Consider the following 21,812-nt stretch of genomic DNA (forward strand, 5'->3'; position numbering starts at 1 on the left):
ATGAATAGCGATTTATTACAAGCGACAATAGAAGTGGTTTTTATGGGGCATATGATGTATGTTGCCCCCTTTCTTCTCCTTATGATGTCGATTTTGTTTATTGATAGGATTGTAGACTTTATTAAATCGATCGTAGCAAGCAAAAGGACAGGTTACTAATGGGGATTATAGGTGATGTTTTATCCTGGATAGGTAATTTAATATGGGGCGCTATTCAATGGCTGTTAGAGGGCATAGGAAACTTTATTCAAACGCTAATAGATATTATCGTAGCCTTTTTCCAAGTTATTTATGATCTTATCCAGGGCTTGCTTTATTTGCTCTATATGATTGGTGTAATAGCCGTTAAGTTGTTTCAAGTGTTACTAGAAGCCGGAGGGCTATTGTGGTCGCTTGCGGTTGGCTTTGCTCGAACATTAGGAAGTTTAGCTTATAGTCCACAATCTAGTGGCGGTCATGGTTATTCCGATATGGTGGGGCGATTATTTGATAATCTCACACCGTTACAGCTTGAGCCGATAGCTTACATTTTATTATTTGCTATATGGTTTACTACAGCAATCGGAGCAATGAAATTAATCTCAAGTATACGAGTTGGGGGCGATTAGATGGACGTATTAGAAACCATTAAAAGCTTTATAGATAAGATATTCCAACCCCCTATAGGCTTTCTTGATCTTGCTATTGAAAGAATCCAGAGCGTTCAGTTAGTGACAGCCCAGGGCATAGATATAGGTTCATATTTTGCAGTATTTGGAGACTTGCCTGGTGTATGGCAAATGGTAGTCTCTTCTATTTTGCTCTCCACTGTGCTGTTAGGCACACTATTAATCTTTAGGTCAGTTATGAGAATGTACTATAGCGTGAAAGAAGGTGTTAAGTGGTGGTAGGCGTGTTGGAGCCTATTTTTATAGCGTTGAAATTTGCGGTTATTTGCATGTTTGTTTATCTAATGTTTGTTATCTGCGTCAAATTGACTTATCAAATCAAAAAAATAAAGGAGCGAAAATAAATGGTAGACGCATTTTTCTATATGTTTGTTGTTGGAGCCGGGACAAGTGCCGGGGTTGCAAGTGTTGTCTTTGTCTCCTGGAAGGTATACCAACGATCAGCCAATAAACAACCAAAAAGAAAACGAAAGGTAGTGTAATAAATGGGATTATTTAACCGGAATAAGACGGAAGACGAATTTAACCTTGAAACGGATGACTTACTAATAGTTTTCGATAACGATAAGAAAACGAGTGATATTAAGCATGTAACAGATATTACAGACGATTCCGTTATTTGTATGGGGTATTATAAAGTGCCCCTGGCAGATTGTGAGATTACAGTAGGCGAAATGGGGCGCAATTTCTTTTATCGTGCTCCTTCTCGATCTGTCGAAGAAACAGAACGACTTGCACAATTAGAAATGAATACCGTACTTAGTCAGATTACAGCATATCAGCCCCCGGCTTTACCTAGTAGCCTAGATTGGACGAAAGGATTATTAATAGCTTTGATCTTTATTGCATTTATCATTATTGCAGTTGTAGCAACTTAATAACCAGGAGGGAAAAACATGGACGAGACACAAAAGTTATATTGCATGATCTATGAACTAAAAGGAATTGTAAATAGTTTAAGTGACGCTGCAAGTTATGATGAACAATTTGATAACCCACTTTTGGAAAATGTGCAGTGCCAAGTAAACGAGATTGTAAATCACATAGAAAAACCGAGTAAAAGCGTGTTGCTAGAAGGCTCTTAGGCTTAACGAAATCGAAATAGAAAGGTAGTTGGTCACTCAATGCAAAATACAGAGCAACAAAATGCACATTCAAATGCCGATAAGCTGCAATCTGTTATAAGTGATGATCTTTTCCCCCAGGTGCAGCACATATCAGACGTAAAACAAGTAATCGAGGAAATGCAAGGCAAGTCACAGAACTTACGAGAACCGCAAGTCAAGGCTTTGCTTTTCCTGGAACGATTAGGACAAAACGAATATTTACACAAAGAAGGCAGCCCCTATAAAGAACTAATTGAATATATCAAGAAACAAGGTAAGACAGACGTTGCAAACCCGGAATATTACCTGGATACGATCGAGGCATTAATACCGAAACCACCGAAACCGATCGTAATGGCTCCGGATGGAAAGGGGGCAAAACGATAATGGCGCACCACTTTTTCATACAAGGACCACTTGGGGGCGGTAAAACCTTTTTAATGTCGCTCCTGGCACATCATTGGAAAGCGAAAACGGAAGCCCAGGGCGGTCATGTGGAATTGTTTAGCAACTATGAACTTGCAGACAGTTACCCCATGACACACTATACAGACTGGTACAAGGTAGCCGAAGCGCAAGGCTCTATATGTTGTTGGGACGAAGCGCAAATGGCTTTCAGTAATCGTAAGTGGAGCAAATACGGTCAAGGAATAGCCACAGAAACTATGATGTTTACTAGAAAAATGCAATCAGTGCAGTTTTATTGCAGCCCTTCTATAAACAACGTAGATAGCCGTATAAGGCAGATTGTAGAAGTGTTGATTACAACTAGAAAGATTGGAGATAAAGGATTCTCATTGCATTTCATGGACTATCAAACCAGGGAATTTTTACACAAACAATTTATACCTATGTGGAAGGCTAAAAGATTTTTTAAATTAAATTTATATGATTCCTGGAACATGGTGCAAGGTTTTCCTTTGCCTAGCACTGAAAGAGAAGGAAAAGAATTTTTTGAAACGTTAAACGACATTCACGACGAAGCAAGGGGGAAAATACGTGTTAGAAGTTAAAGAGATTAGCATAGTTCCGAAAGGTTACAAGAAAAAAGACCCTAGAACGCTTCCGTATTTATACCCGGAGACATTAAATGTTGTTGCTTATGCTAGAAGTTTACAGCGGTTTACGTTTTATCAGACTTTAGAAGTAGCCGAGGATTTAGCAAAGCGCCAGGGTTTTATCTTGCTTCCGTTTGGTTGTATCCATTGGCAACGAGCCAAAAATTACGGTGCAGATCGAAAAATTAAAATTGGCAGAAGATCATTTTTTCTTATGAAGCCGGATGAACTTACAAAAGGCGAGAAACGAAAATTAGTGATGTATATAGAAGATTTAAAAGCATAAGGAGGATCTTTATAGATGTTATTAAGACTAGATCAAGGCGAGACAGCCTTATTATTGGCTCATATGGCTATGACAAGAAAAAGTGCTAGAAACACTTTCAAAAGAAACCATAAGAATGAAAAGAAAGAGTTGTTGCAATCTTTTGACGAGGTAAAAGCAAACCTGGAGCACGTCATAGAGAATTCAGAAGCAGCAAGCGACCAAGTGTACGATTTTTATTTTAACGTAAGAGAAATAAAGATGATCTATTCTTTTCTCGCCAGTTATATTCCTTTGATATCCGATACAGTCAAGAAAGCTGGAGTAAAGGACGGAGACAAGGAACAAATAGAAGCACTAGAAAAGATCAAAGAGCAAACTTACAAGCTGTTAGAAGGTGCTAGCGTTGTATAAAACATTTCTTCTTTCTATTATCGGTTTTTTGTTGTATGTTTTCCCAGTTGCTGCTACTGATCTACACGACCAGGAACAAAAATATAAAAGAGAACTGGAAGAGATTGAAAAGCAAATAGACCAGACGAAAGACAAAGAGGAATCAATAGAGTTAACCAGGAAAAAAAGCGAAATAGCAGCTTATAAAAGGGCTTATAGTAAAGCAATAGAATATACGCAAGAAAACACGTTTACAGCCGTTTATAATCCCAATACTAGCCAGGATCTGCAATACATTGATTTATACAAGCAAGCAGCAGCACAATACAACATAGATTGGACTTTACTTGCTGCTGTTCACGACCAGGAGACTAACTTTTCTAGTCATGCAACTATGATAAGCAGCGCCGGGGCATTAGGGCATATGCAATTTATGCCTGGAACGTGGGAGCATTACGGTGTAGACGCAAACAGAAACGGTAAAAGAGATCCTTTTGAGATAGAGGACGCTATTTTTTCGGCTGCCAATTACTTAGCAGCAACCGGAGCAGCCAAAGGAGATATAAAGAGTGCATTGTGGGCTTACAATCACTCTACACAGTATGGTTTAGAAGTGATGTCGAAACAAGAATACTATAAAAACAATTACCAGGAGGAAAGAGAATGACTATAGGTAAAATAAGAACGATCTTATACAAGCTAGCAAAGTTTTTAGGAGATGTTAATGCAATACGAAGAGGAAAAGTAAAACAGCGTATCAAAAATAGAGTTGTTGGTAAGTTTGCAGCAAAAAGATTATTTAAATAGGGCTAGAATTAGCCTTTTCTTTTTTATTAGTGGTGTCATAACTTACAAGTATTGAACCAATTATAAAGTGGTTAATAGATCGGTATTCTAAGAGGTATCAAAACTTAGTGTCATAAGTGGGGGGATAAAAATGAAATACGGATACGCGAGAGTATCTACTGTTCATCAAGATTTAGAAGGTCAGATCCAAAAGCTAAATGAAGAAGGTTGCGAGAAAATATATAAGGATAAATTTACTGGAACTAAAAGGGATCGTCCGGCATTTAGTGAATTGCTCCAGGTCTTAATTAAAAATGATACCTTAGTTGTTACGAAATTAGATCGGTTTGCTAGGTCTACAGTAGATGGAATCAGTACGATTAAACAGTTATTTGAGAAAGGTGTTAAGGTACATGTGTTAAATATGGGATTGGTGGAGGATACCCCAACAGGAAGGCTTATTTTTAATGTGATGAGTGCTTTTGCAGAGTTTGAAAGAGATATGATTGTTGAACGTACACAAGAAGGAAAACAGGTCGCTAAGCAACGTGATGATTTTCGGGAAGGTCGCCCAAAAAAGTACAGCAAGAAACAAATTGAACATGCTCTTATGTTAAAGAAATCTTACTCATACAAACAAGTTGAGGAAATGACCGGTATAAGTAAGAGTACATTAATACGGTCTAAATAATTTTTGAATAAAAGGAACAAATGTTCTATAATTATTTTGTTATCACATTAATATGATATGTATAAAGCGAGGTGTTATAAGTGGAGAAGGATGAACAACTTACAACTTATCGTGAATACCCTTATTTAGTTTATGCCAGGGTATCTACAGATAAAGACGAGCAAAAGGATTCATTAACCAATCAAGTTGATATTTGCCGCTACTGGTTAGAACAAAATCATTTTGAATGGAATGACAGATCCATTTTAGAAGATAAAGCAAAGTCAGGTACAATGTTTCTCGAACGAACAGCTATGCAGCTAATACTAAAAAAAGCACGAAACAGAGAAATTAAAATGGTTGTGTTTAAATCAATACATAGGCTTGCCAGAGATTTAAAAGACGCACTAGAAATCAAAGAGGTTCTATTAGGTCATGGTGTACGTGTTGTAACTATTGAAGAAGGCTATGATAGCGAATTTGAAGGCAAAAATGATATGAAATTTGAAATGTTCTCTATGTTTGCAGCACAATATCCTAAAACACAATCGGTATCAATCAGTGCTGCACTTGCTGCCAAAGTAAGAAAAGGGCATCATATCGGTAAAATTCCATACGGTTATGACCGAGTTGATCAGAAACTAGTTATAAAAGAAGACGAAGCAGCAGTTATAAGGAAAATTTTTGACTGGTACAATAACAAAGGGTATGGACAGAAAACAATTACAAATAAGTTAAACGAAGGAGTAGAAAATGGATCAATATTACCTCCGAAATCAGGTGGAGCATGGCAGCTTACAACTGTTCAAAGAATATTGAAAAATCGTACATTTTGTGGCGATTTTATTTTAAATCAATATACCAACATAAAAGTGGACGGAAGGAAAAAGCAAATAAAAAATCCAGAATCAAAATGGACTGTAATTAAAGATCATCATCCTGCTATTGTATCCAGAGAAGAATTTGAGAAAGCGAATAATAAAGAAGTTCTGAATAAAAGGCAAAAAGTAACACCATGGAATGAGTTTAGGGGGCTTCTCAAATGTGGCCATTGTGGTAGTAATATGGTTATAATGCAAAGTTGGAAAAAGAAGAAGGACGGATCAAAAACTCACTGGAAGTATCTAAAATGCAGCAAATATAGACGATCCAATAAATGTGTGAATCATCCACCTATTACGTATGAGAGCTTTCGTGAATTAGTGCTACATAAATTAAAAGAAGAAACAGAAATAGCAAGCTTTAATCTAGAAAATAACTTAACAATAAACGATCAAGCAAGAATTAAAAAGCTAGAAAAAGAAATTGATAACTTTAAACAAAAAATAGATAGGTTATTAGATATTTATTTAGAAGGCATTTTAAATAAATATGAGTATGAAAGTAAAAGAGAATTGATAGAGAAAAAAATAGAAAGATTAGAAGACGATTTATTTTTGTTAAACACTAAAGAGAAACGGGAAATGAATATTGAAACAATTAAAGAAGCAATAGAGCAGTTGAATAATAAAAATCAAGATTTGTATAATGTTTTCAATACATTAATTGAAAATGGGACTATATATAAAGATGGATTAATTGAATTAAAATTTAGCTTCAATAGTTTAAAGTAAATAACGCTTGGACAAAAATTCAAGCGTTATTTTTCTTTGAATAATATGGTAATATTAGCTATATATTCTATAATAGGGGTGAGAAATAATGAATTTTGTAAGTTATGACTATAAGGAAAGAAAAAAAAAGGTAGAAGAAATACTTGATAACACTGACAAAATAGAAGAGGTTGACAAGCTTCCATCTGAAGATAATTTTACCTACACAAATGGATATAAAGCTTGGGTAAGTGCTATATTTATTGATTTGAGAGATTCTACTAACTTATTTACTAAACATGAAGAACTAGACATAGCAAAAGTGATTCGTGGATTTACATCTGAAATAATAGAGATATTGAGAAAAGATACTAATAATCAGTTGAAAGAAATTGGTATAAGGGGAGATTGCGTATTCGCAATTTATTCTACTCCAGTTTTAAACGACCTATATGATGTTTCGACTAGGGCTGTTTATGTCAATACATATATGAATATGTTAAATAAGTTATTAAAAAAAAGAAATCTTCCTACAATTAATGCTGGAATTGGATTGGGTTTAAATAAAATATTGGCAGTAAAAGCAGGAAGAAAATCTTCAGGAATAAATAATTTAGTATGGATTGGTGAAGCAGTTGCAAAAGCATCAAAACTTTCTGATTTAGGTAATAAAAATGGTATTCGACCAATTGTTATGTCTGACATTTTTTTCACAAATTATATTGAAATTGAAAAAGAAAAAAATAGCAATAAAGATGTTGAAAATTGGTGGAAACAAGAATTTGATTTTAAAATAGGTAGTTATTATCATGGCAACATTATTGTAAATGAATTTAATGATTGGATTACTAATGAACTCTAAACTTTTATAGAAAATTTGAAAGTAAAATGAATAATAATAATAAAAAGATTGATAGAAAAAGAATGTTTAATACAAAATTGAATTTTTCAGATTTATAAGCCATTATACGGGAAATTTCATGAATTTGGGAAGAAAGTTCTTTTTGTAGTGTATCTTCTAAGTCACTTTCTATTTCTGGCAACTGTTTAATATGATCTAAATATTCGTTTTTCTTTAGTGTTGATATATGTTTATAATAAATAATTGAATTTTCTTCTTGTGTATAGCCTATCGCTTCCCGTGGTTTTATTACTTTGAAAATTACTATATAAACTTGATAAGTTAATAAAATGGTAAGTGAAAACCCAACAAGGAATGTAAAAATCGATATAACTATCTTAAAATCGTTACTATAAGTAAAGGGATTTATAAAATCTAAGTTCTTTGCAAATTCAATAGTAGCTGTAAATAAAAAACCATATACAACTAATAGTGCACCAGCCTTTTGATCCATAAAACGTATAAGTTCCTGTATGTTAGTGTAATTATATATTAATATATCAAGCTTACTCATACTTACCTCCATTCAGATCACAAAACTGACTTAATTATAGCATTAGTTCTAACTAATAAAAAGTTTAAATTAAAGATTGAAATTCATTTATACTTTAATTCACTATAATGATGGAAGAAAAGTGAGTTAGTCAAAAAATATTCTTTTTAGTTCGCAATAACAACATATCTCAAATGCCATGCAGAAGCTGGGTGTAAAGGGGCGCTCACAAGCTGTAGTGGAGTTATTGCGAATGGGCGAGTTAGAGCTTTAGATGAAAACCAGTTATTCTACAAAGGAATAACTGGTTTTTCTGTTGGTGAAAAAGAGTGAAATATTGAAATTCTCCTCAACTGAATATTTTATAGGTAAAAAATACTAGAAATAGAAAAAAGAAAATGATAAGATGAACTCAATAATTAAACAGGGATAGGAGTTTACTATGCGTTTTTTATCAAAAATATTAGGCAAGAAAGAAAAACAGGGTAATAACGACAGAGTTCAGACAACTAAAAAAAATCCAACTCCAAATAGGAAGGATAAGGAAAAAGTAGCAGTCCGAAAAGGTGAAATTGGAGAGTATAAAATTAATATTCAGTTAGATCAACTTCCAAATGATTATAAGCATTTAGAAGATGTTATGGTGAAAAATTCTAAAGCAAAATCAGGGTATTCTCAAATTGATCACGTAGTTGTTTCACCATACGGGATTTTTGTAATCGAAACAAAAAACTATCAAGGTACAGTATATGGTGGAAAAGACAGGAAAGTATGGTCAGTGAATGGTAAGTTTAAAATGATGAATCCTTTTATTCAAAATTATGGTCATATACAAGCATTGCAAACGTTTATTAATAAAAAATATCATTCATTGTTTATCTCAATGGTCTCTTTTACAAAACGCTGCACTTTCAAAATTGAAGATATGGATCTAAGGAAGATTACTTCCAATGAATTACTTGTCTATGATGTTGAATTATCGGATTATATTAGCAGAAAAGTTGCTATTAATAAACATCAAAATGTAGAACCTTTTTTAACAGAAGATGAAGTCCTACAGATTTTTGATCAAATAAACAATGTTAATATAACCGATCCAACTCTCAGAAAGCAGCATGTAGAAACATTAAAGAATGGAAATATAACGGCAAATACAAAATCTTCGACATCATCGACGGAAAAGGCAAAGTGTATAATTTGTGAAAAAAACGTTTCAGAAAAAGTGAAAGCGTACTGTTTATCTAATAAAAAATTTAGTGGAAATATATATTGTTTTGAACATCAAAAAAATATAAAGTAAGTGATTGGCGCTAAAGGATCTAAGCGTCTTTTTTCTGTGGTTAGGAATTGATTTGAGAAATAGTAGTTGGTATTTGTGGTTTATGATAAATATTCCAAATCCACTTTATGACAAAATACATTAACATTATATTTGCAATGAACGCGAACATGTTAACTGAGTATGAATTGTTTATAGAAAGATGTTGTAAAAGGAAGCCAGAATTATTTTCACTGTATATTGTAATAAATGGAAATGGAACACCAAAAGTATAAGCATATTTTGTTGTATGAAGTAATGTGGGTGTTTGATCCGGTATTATCGTTGATAAAAATAAAAATACAGCAGCTGCTATTAATAGAATTAATTTATTTAATTGATGTCTTTTTATTACACGGAATAAAAAGAATCCCAATAATATAAATACAACAGAGTACAAGGAGATGTTCGTGAATATAGAATTGAATTTTAAAGCAATAGAACTTATTTGAATAAGAGTATCAATGCCAGTTAAAAGAAGAAAAATAAGGAGCAACTCAATTAATGATTTTATAATGTCTCGCAACAATCCCCCTCCTATTCTTTTTGAATAAAATGGTATAATTGTATTAAATTATAACAAATATTACTATTTTCATCAATCAAGTATGATAAGTTGTCCAAAGGAATGCTCATGTAAATGCAACGAGTTTGAGCTTGTACTGAAAACCGATTATTTCCCAAAAGAAATTATAAATAGAAAACGCAGGGACAAGCACTTGCCTGTCGGTAATCAGGGAAATTTTGCTATGTTGAATTACTCTGCTTTCGTGTGAAATAAAAACCAGTTATTCGCTCAAAACATAGAATAACTGGTTTCTTATTCTAATTTTTAAACCAATCCGCCTTTTCCATATGTAAAAACGGAATATCTGTATCAACATTTCCTTCGATTCGTACATTGGAAAAATCGGTTCCAGTTAACCACTCAGCAAAATCAAACTCAATCGGCTTTTGATCACCACCTAATGCAAGCCATGAAGTTAATGACCGAGGAAAGTAAGCCGATGTATGAATCGTTCCAGCCCAGCTGCGATATTGATTCGAAAACAACTCTTGATCAGAATCGTTCAACATCCGGAAAGCTTCTAGTCCGGATAAATCATGATTCCGTTTGTTATTCATTGCATCTAATCTTTTGTTGGAATCATCTAAAAAATGGCGGTTTTCTTTAGTCATCATTTCAAAATGATTGGTACAAGTATTTCCTTGACGTACTTTTACACCTCGAGGTGACGTTTCTATAATCGAAGTCGTATTACTTTTTCCATCGTAGAGTACATAACTAAATGAACCACGATGCGGAAGTTCTTTTAATAAGGAAACTGCTTCTTCCACATTAGCGCATAATTCTAGAACAAGTCTTCCAACCATATGACAAACAAATCCGTCACCAGGACGTTTTCGGTTAATAAACGTATAGCCTAAAGTAAGTCCCTTTTCGTTCATTCCGTCCGATCTTCCTGAAACACGTTGACTGACACCGATTGTCGCATAACCATGATCTGTTGGTTGATATACTACGTAACGTCCATCATAGGTTTTCGGGTGATAATCATAATTACGGATCATATAATCTTTTCCGACAAAAATAGAACAACCGGATTGCTGTACTTTCAAGCGATAGCCGCCAAACTCTAACAAAACGCGTTCCATTGGCCAGCCAAGTGCATCTCTTAACCCTTCCATTTCGTCCCAAATAGAGGAATTAAAACGTCTAAATATGGCTTTTGTTGCATTCTCGTCAATCCGAAATCGAGGAATTCTTACTTTCCATTGTCTATTTCGATTTTGCACAAGAAAAGAGTTTTTTAATTTTTGACCTTGCATATACCCTAGATCATAATGCGAACCACGAAATTGGATCACATCTGTATAAATTTGTTTCATTTTATTGCACCTCAATAAGTATGTAAATTTCAATCAATACTTTTCATTATAATCTAATATAAGATTATTGAAAATATAGAAGAACTGTATAATAATGGGGGAGACTATTCCAACAAAACTTAAGCTTAGGGGGGATTAGTTGCAGTTTACATTTAATCCTGATGTTAAATGGAAGAAATACAGTGTCAATTGGTTTCTATATGTAATCGCGGTTGTTGTGACTGTGGTGAGCACATTTTCTAACATGTTAGAGATAGGCATTATCCAGTTAATTATCGTCCTTATCTTGCAATTGTTAATTATTTTATTCGGTATAACTCGGGTTATGTTTTATTATAAAATGCCAAATAAAGTATATTTACGGTTGGAAGAAGACTATATCTCATTGTACCGACCAAATTTGTTAACCAGAATAAAAATTGAATTTCTTAACGTTGAGCGTATAGTGGAGATGGACGATATGTTTTTATTGGTGCAGAATAATGGTAAGGAAGAGCATATAAATAAAGCGTGGTTAACGGAAGAGGCGATCATGATGGTGAAAAAAGAATTAAAATTTATCTTGAGTGACAAGACGATTTTCACGTGAAGAAAATGGAAACTATTTTAACCTGCAATGAATAAAAGGAGTTTGATGTGTATTGAAAAATGAATTGTTATTCAGGAAAGCAGAAGAAAAAGATGTTGATAAAATTGTAAAAATGTTAGCGAATGATCCATTAGGTAAAACACGTGAAAATTATAGACATCCTCTACCAAATCGATATATTAAAGCGTTTGAAGCGATACAATCAGATCCAAATAACGAGCTAATTGTAGCTGTTTTGAAAGAAGATATTATTGGCGTATTACAAATTACATTTATACCTTACATAACTCATCAAGGTGGATGGCGAGCAACGATTGAAGGGGTGCGGACTGATGAGTCTGTAAGAGGCAAAGGGATCGGAACGAAGATGATTACATGGGCAATTGAGCATGCCAAAACCCGAAATTGTCACTTGGTTCAGCTAACAACAGATAAAACAAGAACAGATGCTTTAAGGTTCTATGAAAACCTTGGTTTCAAAGCAACACATGAAGGCTTAAAATTAAAACTTAACAGTCGTTAAAAGGAAGGTGAATACAATTGAGTAATTGGCCATATGTCTTGTACGCTTTGGTGCTTGGAATCATATCGATTGTAACAGGTGAAATAGTCACTTTTGTGATGTTAGGCTTAATTTTAATCAGCCTGCAAAATATCCACCGTGTACTGAAGGAATTAGTTAAAATAAATCAAACGGATACTAAATAACTACCTACATCATTTATCCGCTGTATATATGGGTTACCTTTTTTAGAAAAAAGATGATTTCCTTGCACATACTTTTTAATTAGTCATTAACTTATAACAAGTTTACATGCAGTGTAGGTATTATGTCGAATCTGATACCACTTTAATTGTGGTATGCCATATTTATAGGATATTATCACCATATCAACTTCGTCATCTGGGTGATGTTTTAAATCAAATTGTGAAGGAACAGGTTTAGTTGAAGGGTGGGTATGGAAAATAGCTAAAACCTGTTCCTTCCTGTTTTGAATCTTCTTAACTGTTGAAGTAACGATTTCTTTAGGAACAAAAAAACGACTGCTTGATTTTACTTGATTTTGCAATGGCCAAAATGACGTTACTTGTTTTTGAAAACCAGCTAATAGTCCACATGCTTCATAAGGTAGCTGACTTTCTCCTTCTACAATCAACGCTTGATAGAGGCTACTTGGTAAAGTAATTATTTTTTCCATAATGATTTTGCTAATAACCATGTTTTTTTAATGCCGCTTGGAGTGCTATTTTCTTCTTGAGTAGTTTTTGTTTCTTGTTTGTGTGAAACACTTTTTGGTTCTGGCTCAACTGTGGCTGGTTCTGGTTTACTTGGTTTAGGCTCAACAATTGGCTCTTGTATTTTTGGCTCTTGAGAACCGGCTGATTCTTGCGCTTTTGGTTCAGAAGGAAGATTGGATACTCTTGTTTTTTGTTCTTCTACTTGCTGATCTTGTAGGAGGATGTTTTTCTCTTCAGTTTCGACTATATTTTTATTCTCGTTTTCTTCTTTAACCTTTTCTTTATTTTTCGTTTCATTTTTTGGTTCCTTATTTGCTGTTTTCTTTTTGACAATGATATTTTTGTTTAGTTCGTATTTGGCATTGTGGAATATCTTCTTACCATTCTGGACAGTGATCATATTCGTATCAGCAGATGGACGGCGCCGTTTTGGGTTTGTCATCGTACTATTACTTGGTGGTGGAGTTACATGGCTTTTGGGCTTTGCTGCTTTCAACATGTTATGCAATCGCCGGTATTCACTCGTATGTCTTCTTGTTCGCTGCTGTTGTTTTTCAGGTTGCGGCTGATTTTTAACTTGAGTAAATATATTTTGCTGCTCATCTATTTGTTTTTTTACTTCATGTAATTCTGTATCTGTATTTCCGATTATTTGATCTACTTTTTCGAGTAATTCATTAATACGTATTTCTTTCACATCATCCTTTATACTGTGAACGTCTTTTTTTAATTGTTGGATCGAGTGGTTAATTGCATGAATTTGAGCAGCTATTTTCTGTTCCTTCTGTGCATAACCTTGTATTTGCTTTTGATAGGTTTCTTCCATAGCCTTCATTTCTCCTTTATATTTAGCTAATTCTTTCTTCGTTGCTTCTAGCTCTTGCTGGGCTTCCATATATAAAACGGATTCACTTTGATTCCATGTTTCTATTGCTTTTTTATAAACTTCTAGATCACGATTTAATTTTTCAATTTCTTCATAATTATAGAGCCTATATTGATACATGACGATTCACCCTTTTTACTGCACATTAATATAATATTGGTGAAACACCAATTCGTGACAAATGTGCTGTTTTATTCAGATTTTATAACTGTTACTGATGAAACTCACACTTGTTTTGCGATTGCGGACTCTTTTTATCATATGATATTCGCCTAACTTCCCAAATATCATGATATTTCCGCAAATTCACTAAAACATTTTTTGGTGTGTTGTCATAGGCTATATGGACAGTAATCTTATTTGGAGGTGTTTGCTCGATGCAAATGGATAATCTTACAGGAGGGCAGGAGCTTCTGTGTATTAATACAGAGAAGGTATATGACTGGATCTTAAACGAAGCAACTTTCGATTTGAATTTGCCAGACTTAGAATTACCGATCAACCCTGTTACAGGTGATCAGCTAGAATGTGATGATATTGACTTAGACACAGTAACTTGTGAAGTTGCTCCTGCTGAAACGGATCCAATCGTTGTATTGGACCGAGAAGATCAAGTATTTATCGTGGATGATGAAGAAGTAACATTACAAATTGTTAACATTCGTAAAAATTTCGAGGTAACTGTTTTCGTTAATTTGGTACCAGCACTTGGTGGTACTCAGGTAGAAGTTGGTACGGCAGAATTTACTCGTTGTGAGCAAGTCATTCTTTGTGCACCAGAAGGAACAGACATAGATGTATCGTATACAGATCTAGATTGCTTTGTGTGTACTGCTGCATGTGATGCAGGTACTACTACAGAAGCAGATGAATTAGATGTTACGGTAACTGTACGTCTATGCCAAAGTATCCAATCTACTTTTGATGTAACATTAGAACTTGTAGCAGAGTTCTGTCAACCACGTGACATTTTACCATTCCCACCATGCCCAGCACCAACTATTCCAGCACAATGCCCTGTAGTTTTCCCTAGTAACGGGAATAACGGATAATTCAACGACATAGGGATAAAGAGAGGGAAAATCCTCTCTTTCTTTTTTTTTCTCAACCAGAAAGGCATACGAAAGAGGTGTATTTATGTCTGATCATCAGGAAATACAACAAAAATTAATTGACTGGCAAGAGGAGCAGTCATCTTATTTAGACCAAATAAAAGGTTTAATTCAAGATTTAGGTGTTACGGAACATTTAAAGATTATTTGCTATTTTACCTCTTCTTTTCAACTGGCACACCAAGAGGATAGAGAGAATTATGGCATAGGTTCCTTTCATGTTCAGAATGTTGGAAATAAAGCCTTAACTAACCCACATATAGGACTGAAGATCACAGCCAACATTGACTTTCAATTTTCGGGAAAATACCTCTACCAAAATTCCAAACAAGCAAGAATGCTCTCAAATGCATGGGAGCGAATTAATGAACCATCTGACAAAAATGAAATTTGGCTAAGGCCGACCCAACAACAGACAATTGAACCAGGTGAGACATTAACATTTTCCAATTTCCAAATTAAATGGATTCCAACAGGTAAATACTCAGGAACGATCCAGGGATTCACTTATGGTAATGAGTTACCTGATGGTGTGAATGCATTGAATCAGATTAACTTGAACGGTTCGGTAGCAGATCGGCAACAGGAGGGCGATCTACATGAAAAAAAGTAAAAGAGACCAACAATCATTCGATATCAACCAAATAATAAGCCAATATATGAAAGATTATATCGACCGTATCCATAAGGAGGATTATAAAAAGAATAATAGTTTTGTATATTTGGAAAACGAAACATTGCATATGCTGCTCATGTTTTTGTTTATGAATAATAACAGTAAACATATCGATAGTACTCATGTTAATTTATCAGAGCTGACGGAGATATTAGATCGTCATATTGAAGAAAATCGTCAAGGTTATGAAGAATTGATTCAATTATTAAAAGATCGGGTACAAGGAAGTAGCGAAAATGACTAATCGATGGTTATATTTACCGATAGAAGTGAAAGTGCGTGAATTGGATGCCAAATTACTTCTTTCTTATTACGCAGTACGCCAAGGCTATCAAGTAATTATTGGTGACCTTCTATTAGTAGCGAAAGCAGCAGCTAATAATCCGTCAGGCATTTATTTCGCAAAAGGTGGACCAAAAGGATTTCGGAAACGAATGGTCACCAATGCTATTGAACATGGCCAAACTGTTGTCGAACTGGATGAAGAAGGATTATTAATTGAAAAAAATCAATATATACGTGACCGAATGAGAAAAGATACATTAAAGCTTGTAGAACAAGAATATTGCTGGGGTGAGCACCAAAAACAAATCATTAGTGATACATATCCTGATATGGCTGATAAATGTCATGTTGTAGGTAATCCACGACTTGATCTACTAAAGCCTAAATTTCGATCTCTGTATCAGGATGATGTAAAAAGCCTGCAACAACATTATGGAGATTTTATTTTAATCAACACCAGGTTCTCTTTATATAATACCGTAAAAGGCAAAAACAATACGTTCTTTGCCCAACATATCAAAGCACTTTATGAAGCTTTTTTAAAAATGATTCATCAGACTGCAAGAGATTTCCCTCATGTGAATTTAGTTATTCGTCCTCACCCAGCTGAAAACTTTAATTCGTATCGTCGAGAGTTCCGAAATATATCAAATGTACATGTGGTTCATGAAGGCGTCATTATTAAATGGATATTAGCAGCAAAACTCGTGATCCATAATGGTTGTACATCGGGTATTGAAGCATTTCTTCTGGATCAGCCAGTGATTGTCTATCAACCTTTTGAAACAAATGAGATAGAGCTGCCAAATCTATTAGGTTTTAAGGCAACAAGTCTGACTGAGTTACGTGATAACATTGATCAGCTATTAGATCATCAAGCTGTTATTCCAGGTGATGATAGGTTGTATCATTATTGTAGCTGGGAAAAAAATAGTTATGCTGTTGATCATATTTTAGATTTATGTAATACGATTTCGTTGCCATCACCACCTGATAGCCGTTCGAATCATAAGATTCAACAGAAAAAAAACCTTCGAAAGCAAAAGCGAAAATTTTCATTGTCTGTAGAAGAAATTACATCCTTTTATCAAAAGTTAGATGATATAGAGGATCAATCGCCAAAGCGGACGATCAAGCAAATTTCGCGAAATCTCTTCCATATTAAACCAATATGAATTATTTCATACAGCAGCCGCCTTTGCTTCTTCTTATAGCTTTTCTTTTAATCTGAGAGGTGATCACGATTGGTTCATTTGATGATTTAAAATAATTGCCTACTTTTTTTGTGATTTGTTTAGCTTTCATTAAGACATCTCCTTTATTTATTGTCCATTTCAGTATATTGGTATGTTTTAAAAAAGGTTTGGACGAATGAAAGTGTTGGCGAAAAACTAGGTATTTATCGTTTATTACTGTGAATAGCTGTTATCTCAGTCGTTGGGTTATTCCACTTTCTATTTGTATGGTTAGAGCTATCTTTTTGAACTGATTGGAGCATTCTTTGCAACTTACTGTATTCTGATGACTGATAATTTGTCTTTTTAGATGTTGCTGGTTTTCTCATCTCGGTTAAGCCTTTCTGTAGCTGATCGACGTTCTGTTTGACACCATTCATTTCATTAATAAATAGCTCTAACCTATCAATCAATTTCGCTATTCGTAATTTCTCCACGTCCCCTTTAATGGACTGTACCTCTTGTTGTAGTTCCACAAGCACTTCGCTTAGGCTTTCGATATCTAATTGATCATTTTTTTCGTTCATTTTTTGAAACCTCCTTTTGTGATTATCGCCTAATATCTAATGTATGATGCTTTCGATAAACCGTGAAATAACATTAACGTTTTACCTATTAGTTTCATAGTCTATAGGGAGATGACGATCATATGGAGGTGTGAAAGTGAAATGGCAATTAACCACATAATGGGTGGGCAGGAGTTATTGTGTATCAATACCGAAAAAGTATATGACTGGGTTCTAAATGAGGCAACATTTGATTTAAATATAGATGGATTGGAGTTGCCAATTAATACGGTGACTGGTGCCCAATTAGAATGCGACGATATTAACCTAAATACCATATCTTGTGAGGTTATTCCAGCGGAGGAAGATTCAATTGTTGTGTTAGATCGTGAAGATCAAGTATTTATAATAGACGGAGCAGAAGTCACTTTACAAGTTGTGAACATCCGTAAATGCTTTGATGTCATCGTGTATGCACAATTGATACCAGAGCTTGGTGGGGGAGCAATTGAAATTGGTACTGCTACTTTTTCGCGTTGTGAGCAAGTGATACTTTGTGCACCAGAAGGAACAGATATTAATGTATCCTATACAGACTTAAATTGTTTTGTGTGTTCGGTAAATTGTGATACAGGTACAACGACGGAAATCGATGAATTAAATGTGGCAATAACAGTTCGGATATGTCAAAGCATTCAATCAACACATGAGGTTACAATTGAGTTAGAAGCTGATTTTTGTCAGCCGCGTGATATGTTACCAGTTCCGCCTTGCCCAACACCAACGATCCCGGCACAATGCCCAGTTGTTTTTCCTGCAGTAGAGCCTGAAATAAGTAAAAAGAAAAAACATGTACCAAGTAATAAAAATTCGCTCGGAATGATGAGCACAGAACCACAATCAGTAGAAGAAACGACACATACCATACAGGAATCAAACGAAATAACGGCTGTTGAAGACGAGTCAAATGAACTAACAAATCAGGAATTAACATTAAATGAAGAACTATTAAATGAAGCAACTCACTCAGAAGCCCCAACAAATGAAGAAGCAACAGAGACAAAAGGAGAGGAATAACCCTCTCTTTTTTGTTGTCTAGCCGTACTATGTCAATAGTAAATATATATTTAATTTTATGTTTTTAGGCATGCCGAATAAGCTTGACCTTATGGAAAAAATTACATAATAGTTAAGCAACTTGCCGGGTTGCTTTATTTATATTTTTATTAGGTAACGTTACCGGATGATACGCCCCTCGCATATTGTTCTATATTGATGCTCCCTGGCTAGTTCGGAAATATTACCAGGAAATTATAAATTTTTCGGATGTGGATAACATGTAGGCAACCTGTTTAGCCGCGTCCAGCTTCGAGTGCCAAAAACTAGGCGACTTCACGAATCGCCCTACGATAAAGAAGACTTGCCGATTGGTTAAACCAGAGGCTTAGTCGCACTTATACCTTTAGGTGAAAGTCATCATCGGTACGCTTTTCTCAGTGATTCCTTTATCTCAGTTGATTCTAAAGCCGCTACGTTTTTAAGCGGGCGCTCTTCTTCTAGCTATTATATAAATGGGTAGTTCTGAATAGGCTGCGGTCGTTACTGTTTTCCGACTATTCAATATACATATACAAGTACCATTTAATAAAGCCTTATGTAAATAGGAAAGAGGGACAGCTGTGTTTTTTAAAGATAGGACGATTTTAGTTGTTGGAGGTACTGGCACAATTGGAACAAGTATAATTGCAGAACTGTTAAAAGACCAACCAAAAAAAATTAAAATATTTAGTCGCGATGAATACAAGCAAAATGTCGTAAAAGAACAATTCAACCATCATAACACACTTGAATTTGTAATCGGAGACGTTCGAGATGAAGATCGAGTAGAAGAGGTAATGACAAATGTAGACTATGTGCTGCAACTAGCTGCAATGAAAAGAGTTGATGCCTGTGAGCAAAATCCAATCGAAGCTGTTCAAACGAATATTATCGGAAACTACCATGTAATGAAAGCATCGATAGCAAACAAAGTGAAAAAAGTCATTTTCACCAGTTCAGATAAGGCGATTTCTCCAACAAATGCATATGGTGCTACTAAACTAATTGGTGAACGTTTAATAACAGCAGCAGGAGAAAGTAACACCGTTTTTGCAAGTGTCCGTTTTGGTAATGTAATGGGATCAAGAGGTTCAGTTATACCACTTTTTCAGGAACAAATACGGTCACATCAGAAAATAACTGTAACCGATCCTGATATGACAAGGTTTATGATGACTGTATCACAAGCAACTAAACTGACCATTAAGGCATTAAAGGAAGCAAAAGGAGGAGAAATATTTGTTTTGAAAATGCCTGTTATTCGATTAGGAGATTTAGCTGAAATATTAATCAAACAATCGCAGCAACAAGTGACGACTGAAATTATTGGTTTAAAAGCAGGTGAAAAAATGTATGAAGAACTTATGACATATGAAGAATCATTACACGCATGGGAATTTTCTAATATGTTTGTGATTCCGATAGATACAGGTGTCAGCTATGTCAATGCAAAAAAAACAAAACAAGGTACCTACAGTTCTGCAGATCAGCAGGTAATAAGTCAAGAGGAGCTTTATCAACTGTTAACTGGAGCAAATCTGATTTAAGAGGAGGAAATCATGGACAAATTCCTAAAGAATTATTGGTCAATGTATCTCGATTTTCTTCATGATTTTGAATCCTTAACTTACCGAGATTATGAGATTGTTCATTTTTGTCATTTGCCAGCTTATGTCTTGCCTAACGAAAATTTAATGAATCAACTGAAAGAGGGCTTCTATACAAAATATGCGAAACGAGAAGTGATGTCATCGAAAGATATTCAAGATAAATTTAATGCTTTTACGGCAAAGCATAAAGCGAACCAACCTAGATCCGGTGGTAAAATTGCAATACATGTAGATAAATTACTCCGGTTTCCTAACTTAAGTTTACAAAAAAAATTTTCACCGGCTAATACGATTATGATAACGAATGGATCCAATCAGAAAAATAAAAAACGTTCTGCAAAAAAGAAAATTCGTGCTCGACCACTCAACCAAACAGTAGTAATGACAAAACAAAGAAATAAGATAACTCAAATTCAACACATCCCGTTATATTATTTTGGTGAAATGGAAGTAAATGTAGAGTTAGAAATCAAACAAGTACAGCAAAAAGCGAGAGAGATATTAGCTAATCATAAAGACCATCCATTATACAGCAGATCTACTTTTCAAAAATGGTTACTGCAAAATATTTCATCTGTCATCATCTATATGGAAAAGGTAGAAAAGTTGCTGGAACAGGTGAAAATCTCATGTATTGTTGTATCGACTACGCATAGTTTCATCAGTCGGATTCTGGCGGTTGTTGGTTCAAGTAAAGGCATACCTTCGATTTGTATGCAGCATGGTATTATATCAAGCGAGCTAGGTTATATTCCCAAAATCGCTACCGTAGATGCGCTATATGGCCAATATGAGAAAGATTGGTATCAACAGCTTGGAATAGATGAAAATGCGCTCGAGATCATTGGCCACCCCCGATTTGATCAAAAATACAGACAACCTAGAATAAAACGAAATTTATTTTATCAACAATTAGGTTTAAACCATAATCGAAAAACAATTATGATTGCTGTCAGGGGAAATGATGATATTGCTCAATGGCAGAAATTAATTCAAACTCTAAATAATAAGCAAACGTTTAATATTCTCATTAAAAACTATCCTAGTAAGCAACCACATCAATTAACGAAAGAGTTTTCTAATGTCTTTGATACGAAAGGTTTTGGAATCTACGACTTGTTCCCACATGTGAATGCTGTGATAACTTATTCTTCAACGGTAGGCTTAGAAGCTATGTTAAGTAATAAGATAACTTTTGTGCTGAACAAAGAATTCCCTGGAGCAACTGGTTATTATCAAGGACTAGGAGACCTTATGCAATATGAGCCTCAACAGTTAGCTGAGAAAGTGATTGCGTATTTTACAAAAGCTGACTCCCGGCATTACGCAGAGAAAAAGCGAATAGAATTTCTTCACCATGCCTATCCAAGTACGCAGAAATCGATCGATCGTCTGAATGAATTAGTTAATCGGATAATAGTAAAGGAAGGATAATG

General features: G+C 34.7%; 32 protein-coding genes and 1 pseudogene. 27 read left to right on the forward strand and 6 right to left on the reverse strand.

The window, feature by feature from the left end:
* The 15 genes from J5J03_RS20965 to J5J03_RS21035 all read left to right on the forward strand — a co-directional run bounded on the left by J5J03_RS20965 (position 1) and on the right by J5J03_RS21035 (position 7,400).
* Positions 1 to 159 (forward strand): hypothetical protein, encoded by a 159-nt coding sequence (locus J5J03_RS20965; protein WP_018931347.1) that lies wholly within the window; start codon positions 1 to 3, stop codon positions 157 to 159.
* Positions 159 to 608: a hypothetical protein gene (locus J5J03_RS20970; RefSeq protein WP_208592328.1), complete on the forward strand. Its 450-nt coding sequence runs from the start codon at positions 159 to 161 to the stop codon at positions 606 to 608. Before J5J03_RS20965 ends, J5J03_RS20970 begins: the two co-directional genes overlap by 1 nt.
* Positions 609 to 890: a hypothetical protein gene (locus tag J5J03_RS20975; RefSeq protein WP_208592329.1), complete on the forward strand. Its 282-nt coding sequence runs from the start codon at positions 609 to 611 to the stop codon at positions 888 to 890.
* A gap of 122 nt (positions 891 to 1,012) precedes the next feature.
* Positions 1,013 to 1,150: a hypothetical protein gene (locus tag J5J03_RS20980; protein WP_208592330.1), complete on the forward strand. Its 138-nt coding sequence runs from the start codon at positions 1,013 to 1,015 to the stop codon at positions 1,148 to 1,150.
* A gap of 3 nt (positions 1,151 to 1,153) precedes the next feature.
* Entirely contained in the window at positions 1,154 to 1,546 is a 393-nt protein-coding gene (locus tag J5J03_RS20985; protein WP_208592331.1) for a hypothetical protein, read from the forward strand.
* 18 nt (positions 1,547 to 1,564) lie between these two features.
* The gene (locus tag J5J03_RS20990) at positions 1,565 to 1,753 is read left to right on the forward strand and encodes a hypothetical protein (RefSeq protein WP_208592332.1); all 189 of its coding nucleotides are present in this window, start codon (positions 1,565 to 1,567) and stop codon (positions 1,751 to 1,753) included.
* Positions 1,754 to 1,792: 39 nt separating this feature from the next.
* On the forward strand, positions 1,793 to 2,161 hold the full coding sequence (locus J5J03_RS20995) for a hypothetical protein (RefSeq protein ID WP_153789876.1): 369 nt from the start codon (positions 1,793 to 1,795) through the stop codon (positions 2,159 to 2,161).
* Complete coding sequence (locus tag J5J03_RS21000) at positions 2,161 to 2,787, forward strand: ATPase (protein ID WP_208592333.1); 627 nt, start codon at positions 2,161 to 2,163, stop codon at positions 2,785 to 2,787. Before J5J03_RS20995 ends, J5J03_RS21000 begins: the two co-directional genes overlap by 1 nt.
* On the forward strand, positions 2,774 to 3,118 hold the full coding sequence (locus tag J5J03_RS21005; RefSeq protein WP_208592334.1) for a hypothetical protein: 345 nt from the start codon (positions 2,774 to 2,776) through the stop codon (positions 3,116 to 3,118). Before J5J03_RS21000 ends, J5J03_RS21005 begins: the two co-directional genes overlap by 14 nt.
* A gap of 15 nt (positions 3,119 to 3,133) precedes the next feature.
* Positions 3,134 to 3,511 carry a hypothetical protein gene (locus J5J03_RS21010; protein WP_208592335.1) on the forward strand — a complete coding sequence of 126 codons (378 nt, stop codon included), beginning with the start codon at positions 3,134 to 3,136 and terminating at the stop codon, positions 3,509 to 3,511.
* On the forward strand, positions 3,504 to 4,157 hold the full coding sequence (locus J5J03_RS21015; RefSeq protein ID WP_231710866.1) for a lytic transglycosylase domain-containing protein: 654 nt from the start codon (positions 3,504 to 3,506) through the stop codon (positions 4,155 to 4,157). Before J5J03_RS21010 ends, J5J03_RS21015 begins: the two co-directional genes overlap by 8 nt.
* Positions 4,154 to 4,297 carry a hypothetical protein gene (locus tag J5J03_RS21020; RefSeq protein WP_018931357.1) on the forward strand — a complete coding sequence of 48 codons (144 nt, stop codon included), beginning with the start codon at positions 4,154 to 4,156 and terminating at the stop codon, positions 4,295 to 4,297. The genes J5J03_RS21015 and J5J03_RS21020 overlap by 4 nt, the downstream gene beginning before the upstream one ends.
* Before the next feature lie 130 nt (positions 4,298 to 4,427).
* Positions 4,428 to 4,967: a recombinase family protein gene (locus tag J5J03_RS21025; protein ID WP_208592336.1), complete on the forward strand. Its 540-nt coding sequence runs from the start codon at positions 4,428 to 4,430 to the stop codon at positions 4,965 to 4,967.
* Between the two features lie 80 nt (positions 4,968 to 5,047).
* The gene (locus J5J03_RS21030; RefSeq protein ID WP_208592337.1) at positions 5,048 to 6,559 is read left to right on the forward strand and encodes a recombinase family protein; all 1,512 of its coding nucleotides are present in this window, start codon (positions 5,048 to 5,050) and stop codon (positions 6,557 to 6,559) included.
* Positions 6,560 to 6,647: 88 nt separating this feature from the next.
* A complete protein-coding gene (locus tag J5J03_RS21035; protein WP_208592338.1) occupies positions 6,648 to 7,400 on the forward strand; it encodes an adenylate/guanylate cyclase domain-containing protein in 753 nt (250 codons plus the stop codon).
* 4 nt (positions 7,401 to 7,404) lie between these two features.
* Here the strand turns inward: J5J03_RS21035 and J5J03_RS21040 are convergent, their stop codons facing one another.
* Positions 7,405 to 7,953 (reverse strand): hypothetical protein, encoded by a 549-nt coding sequence (locus tag J5J03_RS21040; RefSeq protein WP_208592339.1) that lies wholly within the window; start codon positions 7,951 to 7,953, stop codon positions 7,405 to 7,407.
* 163 nt (positions 7,954 to 8,116) lie between these two features.
* Here J5J03_RS21040 and gerE point away from each other — a divergent pair.
* A pseudogene (gene gerE, locus J5J03_RS21045) lies at positions 8,117 to 8,206 on the forward strand (spore germination transcription factor GerE); the annotation flags it as partial.
* Positions 8,207 to 8,374: 168 nt separating this feature from the next.
* Positions 8,375 to 9,232 carry a nuclease-related domain-containing protein gene (locus J5J03_RS21050; protein ID WP_208592340.1) on the forward strand — a complete coding sequence of 286 codons (858 nt, stop codon included), beginning with the start codon at positions 8,375 to 8,377 and terminating at the stop codon, positions 9,230 to 9,232.
* A gap of 843 nt (positions 9,233 to 10,075) precedes the next feature.
* Here the strand turns inward: J5J03_RS21050 and J5J03_RS21055 are convergent.
* On the reverse strand, positions 10,076 to 11,140 hold the full coding sequence (locus tag J5J03_RS21055) for a C45 family autoproteolytic acyltransferase/hydolase (protein ID WP_208592341.1): 1,065 nt from the start codon (positions 11,138 to 11,140) through the stop codon (positions 10,076 to 10,078).
* A 139-nt stretch (positions 11,141 to 11,279) separates the two neighbouring features.
* Here J5J03_RS21055 and J5J03_RS21060 point away from each other — a divergent pair, with 139 nt between their 5' ends.
* Genes J5J03_RS21060 through J5J03_RS21070 form a run of 3 tightly spaced genes read left to right on the forward strand, consistent with a single transcriptional unit; the run spans position 11,280 to position 12,437 of the window.
* Entirely contained in the window at positions 11,280 to 11,729 is a 450-nt protein-coding gene (locus tag J5J03_RS21060) for a hypothetical protein (RefSeq protein WP_208592342.1), read from the forward strand.
* 52 nt (positions 11,730 to 11,781) lie between these two features.
* Positions 11,782 to 12,252, forward strand: a complete 471-nt coding sequence (locus J5J03_RS21065) for a GNAT family N-acetyltransferase (protein ID WP_208592343.1) — start codon at positions 11,782 to 11,784, stop codon at positions 12,250 to 12,252.
* A 17-nt stretch (positions 12,253 to 12,269) separates the two neighbouring features.
* Positions 12,270 to 12,437, forward strand: coding sequence for a hypothetical protein (locus J5J03_RS21070; protein WP_163583348.1), 168 nt, complete (start codon positions 12,270 to 12,272; stop codon positions 12,435 to 12,437).
* Positions 12,438 to 12,523: 86 nt separating this feature from the next.
* Here J5J03_RS21070 and J5J03_RS21075 read toward each other — a convergent pair whose 3' ends face one another.
* Positions 12,524 to 12,928: a Mov34/MPN/PAD-1 family protein gene (locus J5J03_RS21075; RefSeq protein ID WP_208592344.1), complete on the reverse strand. Its 405-nt coding sequence runs from the start codon at positions 12,926 to 12,928 to the stop codon at positions 12,524 to 12,526.
* A complete protein-coding gene (locus J5J03_RS21080) occupies positions 12,916 to 13,974 on the reverse strand; it encodes a hypothetical protein (RefSeq protein ID WP_208592345.1) in 1,059 nt (352 codons plus the stop codon). Before J5J03_RS21080 ends, J5J03_RS21075 begins: the two co-directional genes overlap by 13 nt.
* Positions 13,975 to 14,231: 257 nt before the next feature.
* Here J5J03_RS21080 and J5J03_RS21085 point away from each other — a divergent pair, with 257 nt between their 5' ends.
* The 4 genes from J5J03_RS21085 to J5J03_RS21100 all read left to right on the forward strand — a co-directional run bounded on the left by J5J03_RS21085 (position 14,232) and on the right by J5J03_RS21100 (position 17,102).
* Entirely contained in the window at positions 14,232 to 14,906 is a 675-nt protein-coding gene (locus J5J03_RS21085) for a BMQ_0737 family morphogenetic spore coat protein (RefSeq protein ID WP_208592347.1), read from the forward strand.
* Positions 14,907 to 14,991: 85 nt separating this feature from the next.
* Complete coding sequence (locus J5J03_RS21090; protein WP_208592349.1) at positions 14,992 to 15,579, forward strand: hypothetical protein; 588 nt, start codon at positions 14,992 to 14,994, stop codon at positions 15,577 to 15,579.
* Complete coding sequence (locus J5J03_RS21095; protein WP_208592351.1) at positions 15,566 to 15,886, forward strand: hypothetical protein; 321 nt, start codon at positions 15,566 to 15,568, stop codon at positions 15,884 to 15,886. The genes J5J03_RS21090 and J5J03_RS21095 overlap by 14 nt, the downstream gene beginning before the upstream one ends.
* Entirely contained in the window at positions 15,879 to 17,102 is a 1,224-nt protein-coding gene (locus J5J03_RS21100) for a surface carbohydrate biosynthesis protein (RefSeq protein WP_208592353.1), read from the forward strand. Before J5J03_RS21095 ends, J5J03_RS21100 begins: the two co-directional genes overlap by 8 nt.
* Before the next feature lies 1 nt (position 17,103).
* Here the strand turns inward: J5J03_RS21100 and J5J03_RS22215 are convergent, their stop codons facing one another.
* Both J5J03_RS22215 and J5J03_RS21105 read right to left on the reverse strand, forming a co-directional pair.
* Positions 17,104 to 17,232 (reverse strand): hypothetical protein, encoded by a 129-nt coding sequence (locus tag J5J03_RS22215; protein WP_267463671.1) that lies wholly within the window; start codon positions 17,230 to 17,232, stop codon positions 17,104 to 17,106.
* A gap of 94 nt (positions 17,233 to 17,326) precedes the next feature.
* Complete coding sequence (locus J5J03_RS21105; protein WP_208592355.1) at positions 17,327 to 17,689, reverse strand: hypothetical protein; 363 nt, start codon at positions 17,687 to 17,689, stop codon at positions 17,327 to 17,329.
* A 141-nt stretch (positions 17,690 to 17,830) separates the two neighbouring features.
* On the opposite strand from J5J03_RS21105, the gene J5J03_RS21110 reads away from it, so the two are divergent.
* The 3 genes from J5J03_RS21110 to J5J03_RS21120 all read left to right on the forward strand — a co-directional run bounded on the left by J5J03_RS21110 (position 17,831) and on the right by J5J03_RS21120 (position 21,810).
* A complete protein-coding gene (locus J5J03_RS21110) occupies positions 17,831 to 18,745 on the forward strand; it encodes a BMQ_0737 family morphogenetic spore coat protein (RefSeq protein ID WP_231710867.1) in 915 nt (304 codons plus the stop codon).
* 602 nt (positions 18,746 to 19,347) lie between these two features.
* Positions 19,348 to 20,313, forward strand: a complete 966-nt coding sequence (locus J5J03_RS21115) for an SDR family NAD(P)-dependent oxidoreductase (RefSeq protein WP_208592357.1) — start codon at positions 19,348 to 19,350, stop codon at positions 20,311 to 20,313.
* A 12-nt stretch (positions 20,314 to 20,325) separates the two neighbouring features.
* Positions 20,326 to 21,810: a hypothetical protein gene (locus J5J03_RS21120; RefSeq protein ID WP_208592359.1), complete on the forward strand. Its 1,485-nt coding sequence runs from the start codon at positions 20,326 to 20,328 to the stop codon at positions 21,808 to 21,810.
* Positions 21,811 to 21,812: the final 2 nt, after the last annotated feature.

Origin of the sequence: Gracilibacillus suaedae (genome assembly GCF_017599345.1) — a bacterium.
Taxonomy (GTDB): Bacteria; Bacillota; Bacilli; order Bacillales; family Amphibacillaceae; genus Gracilibacillus; species Gracilibacillus suaedae.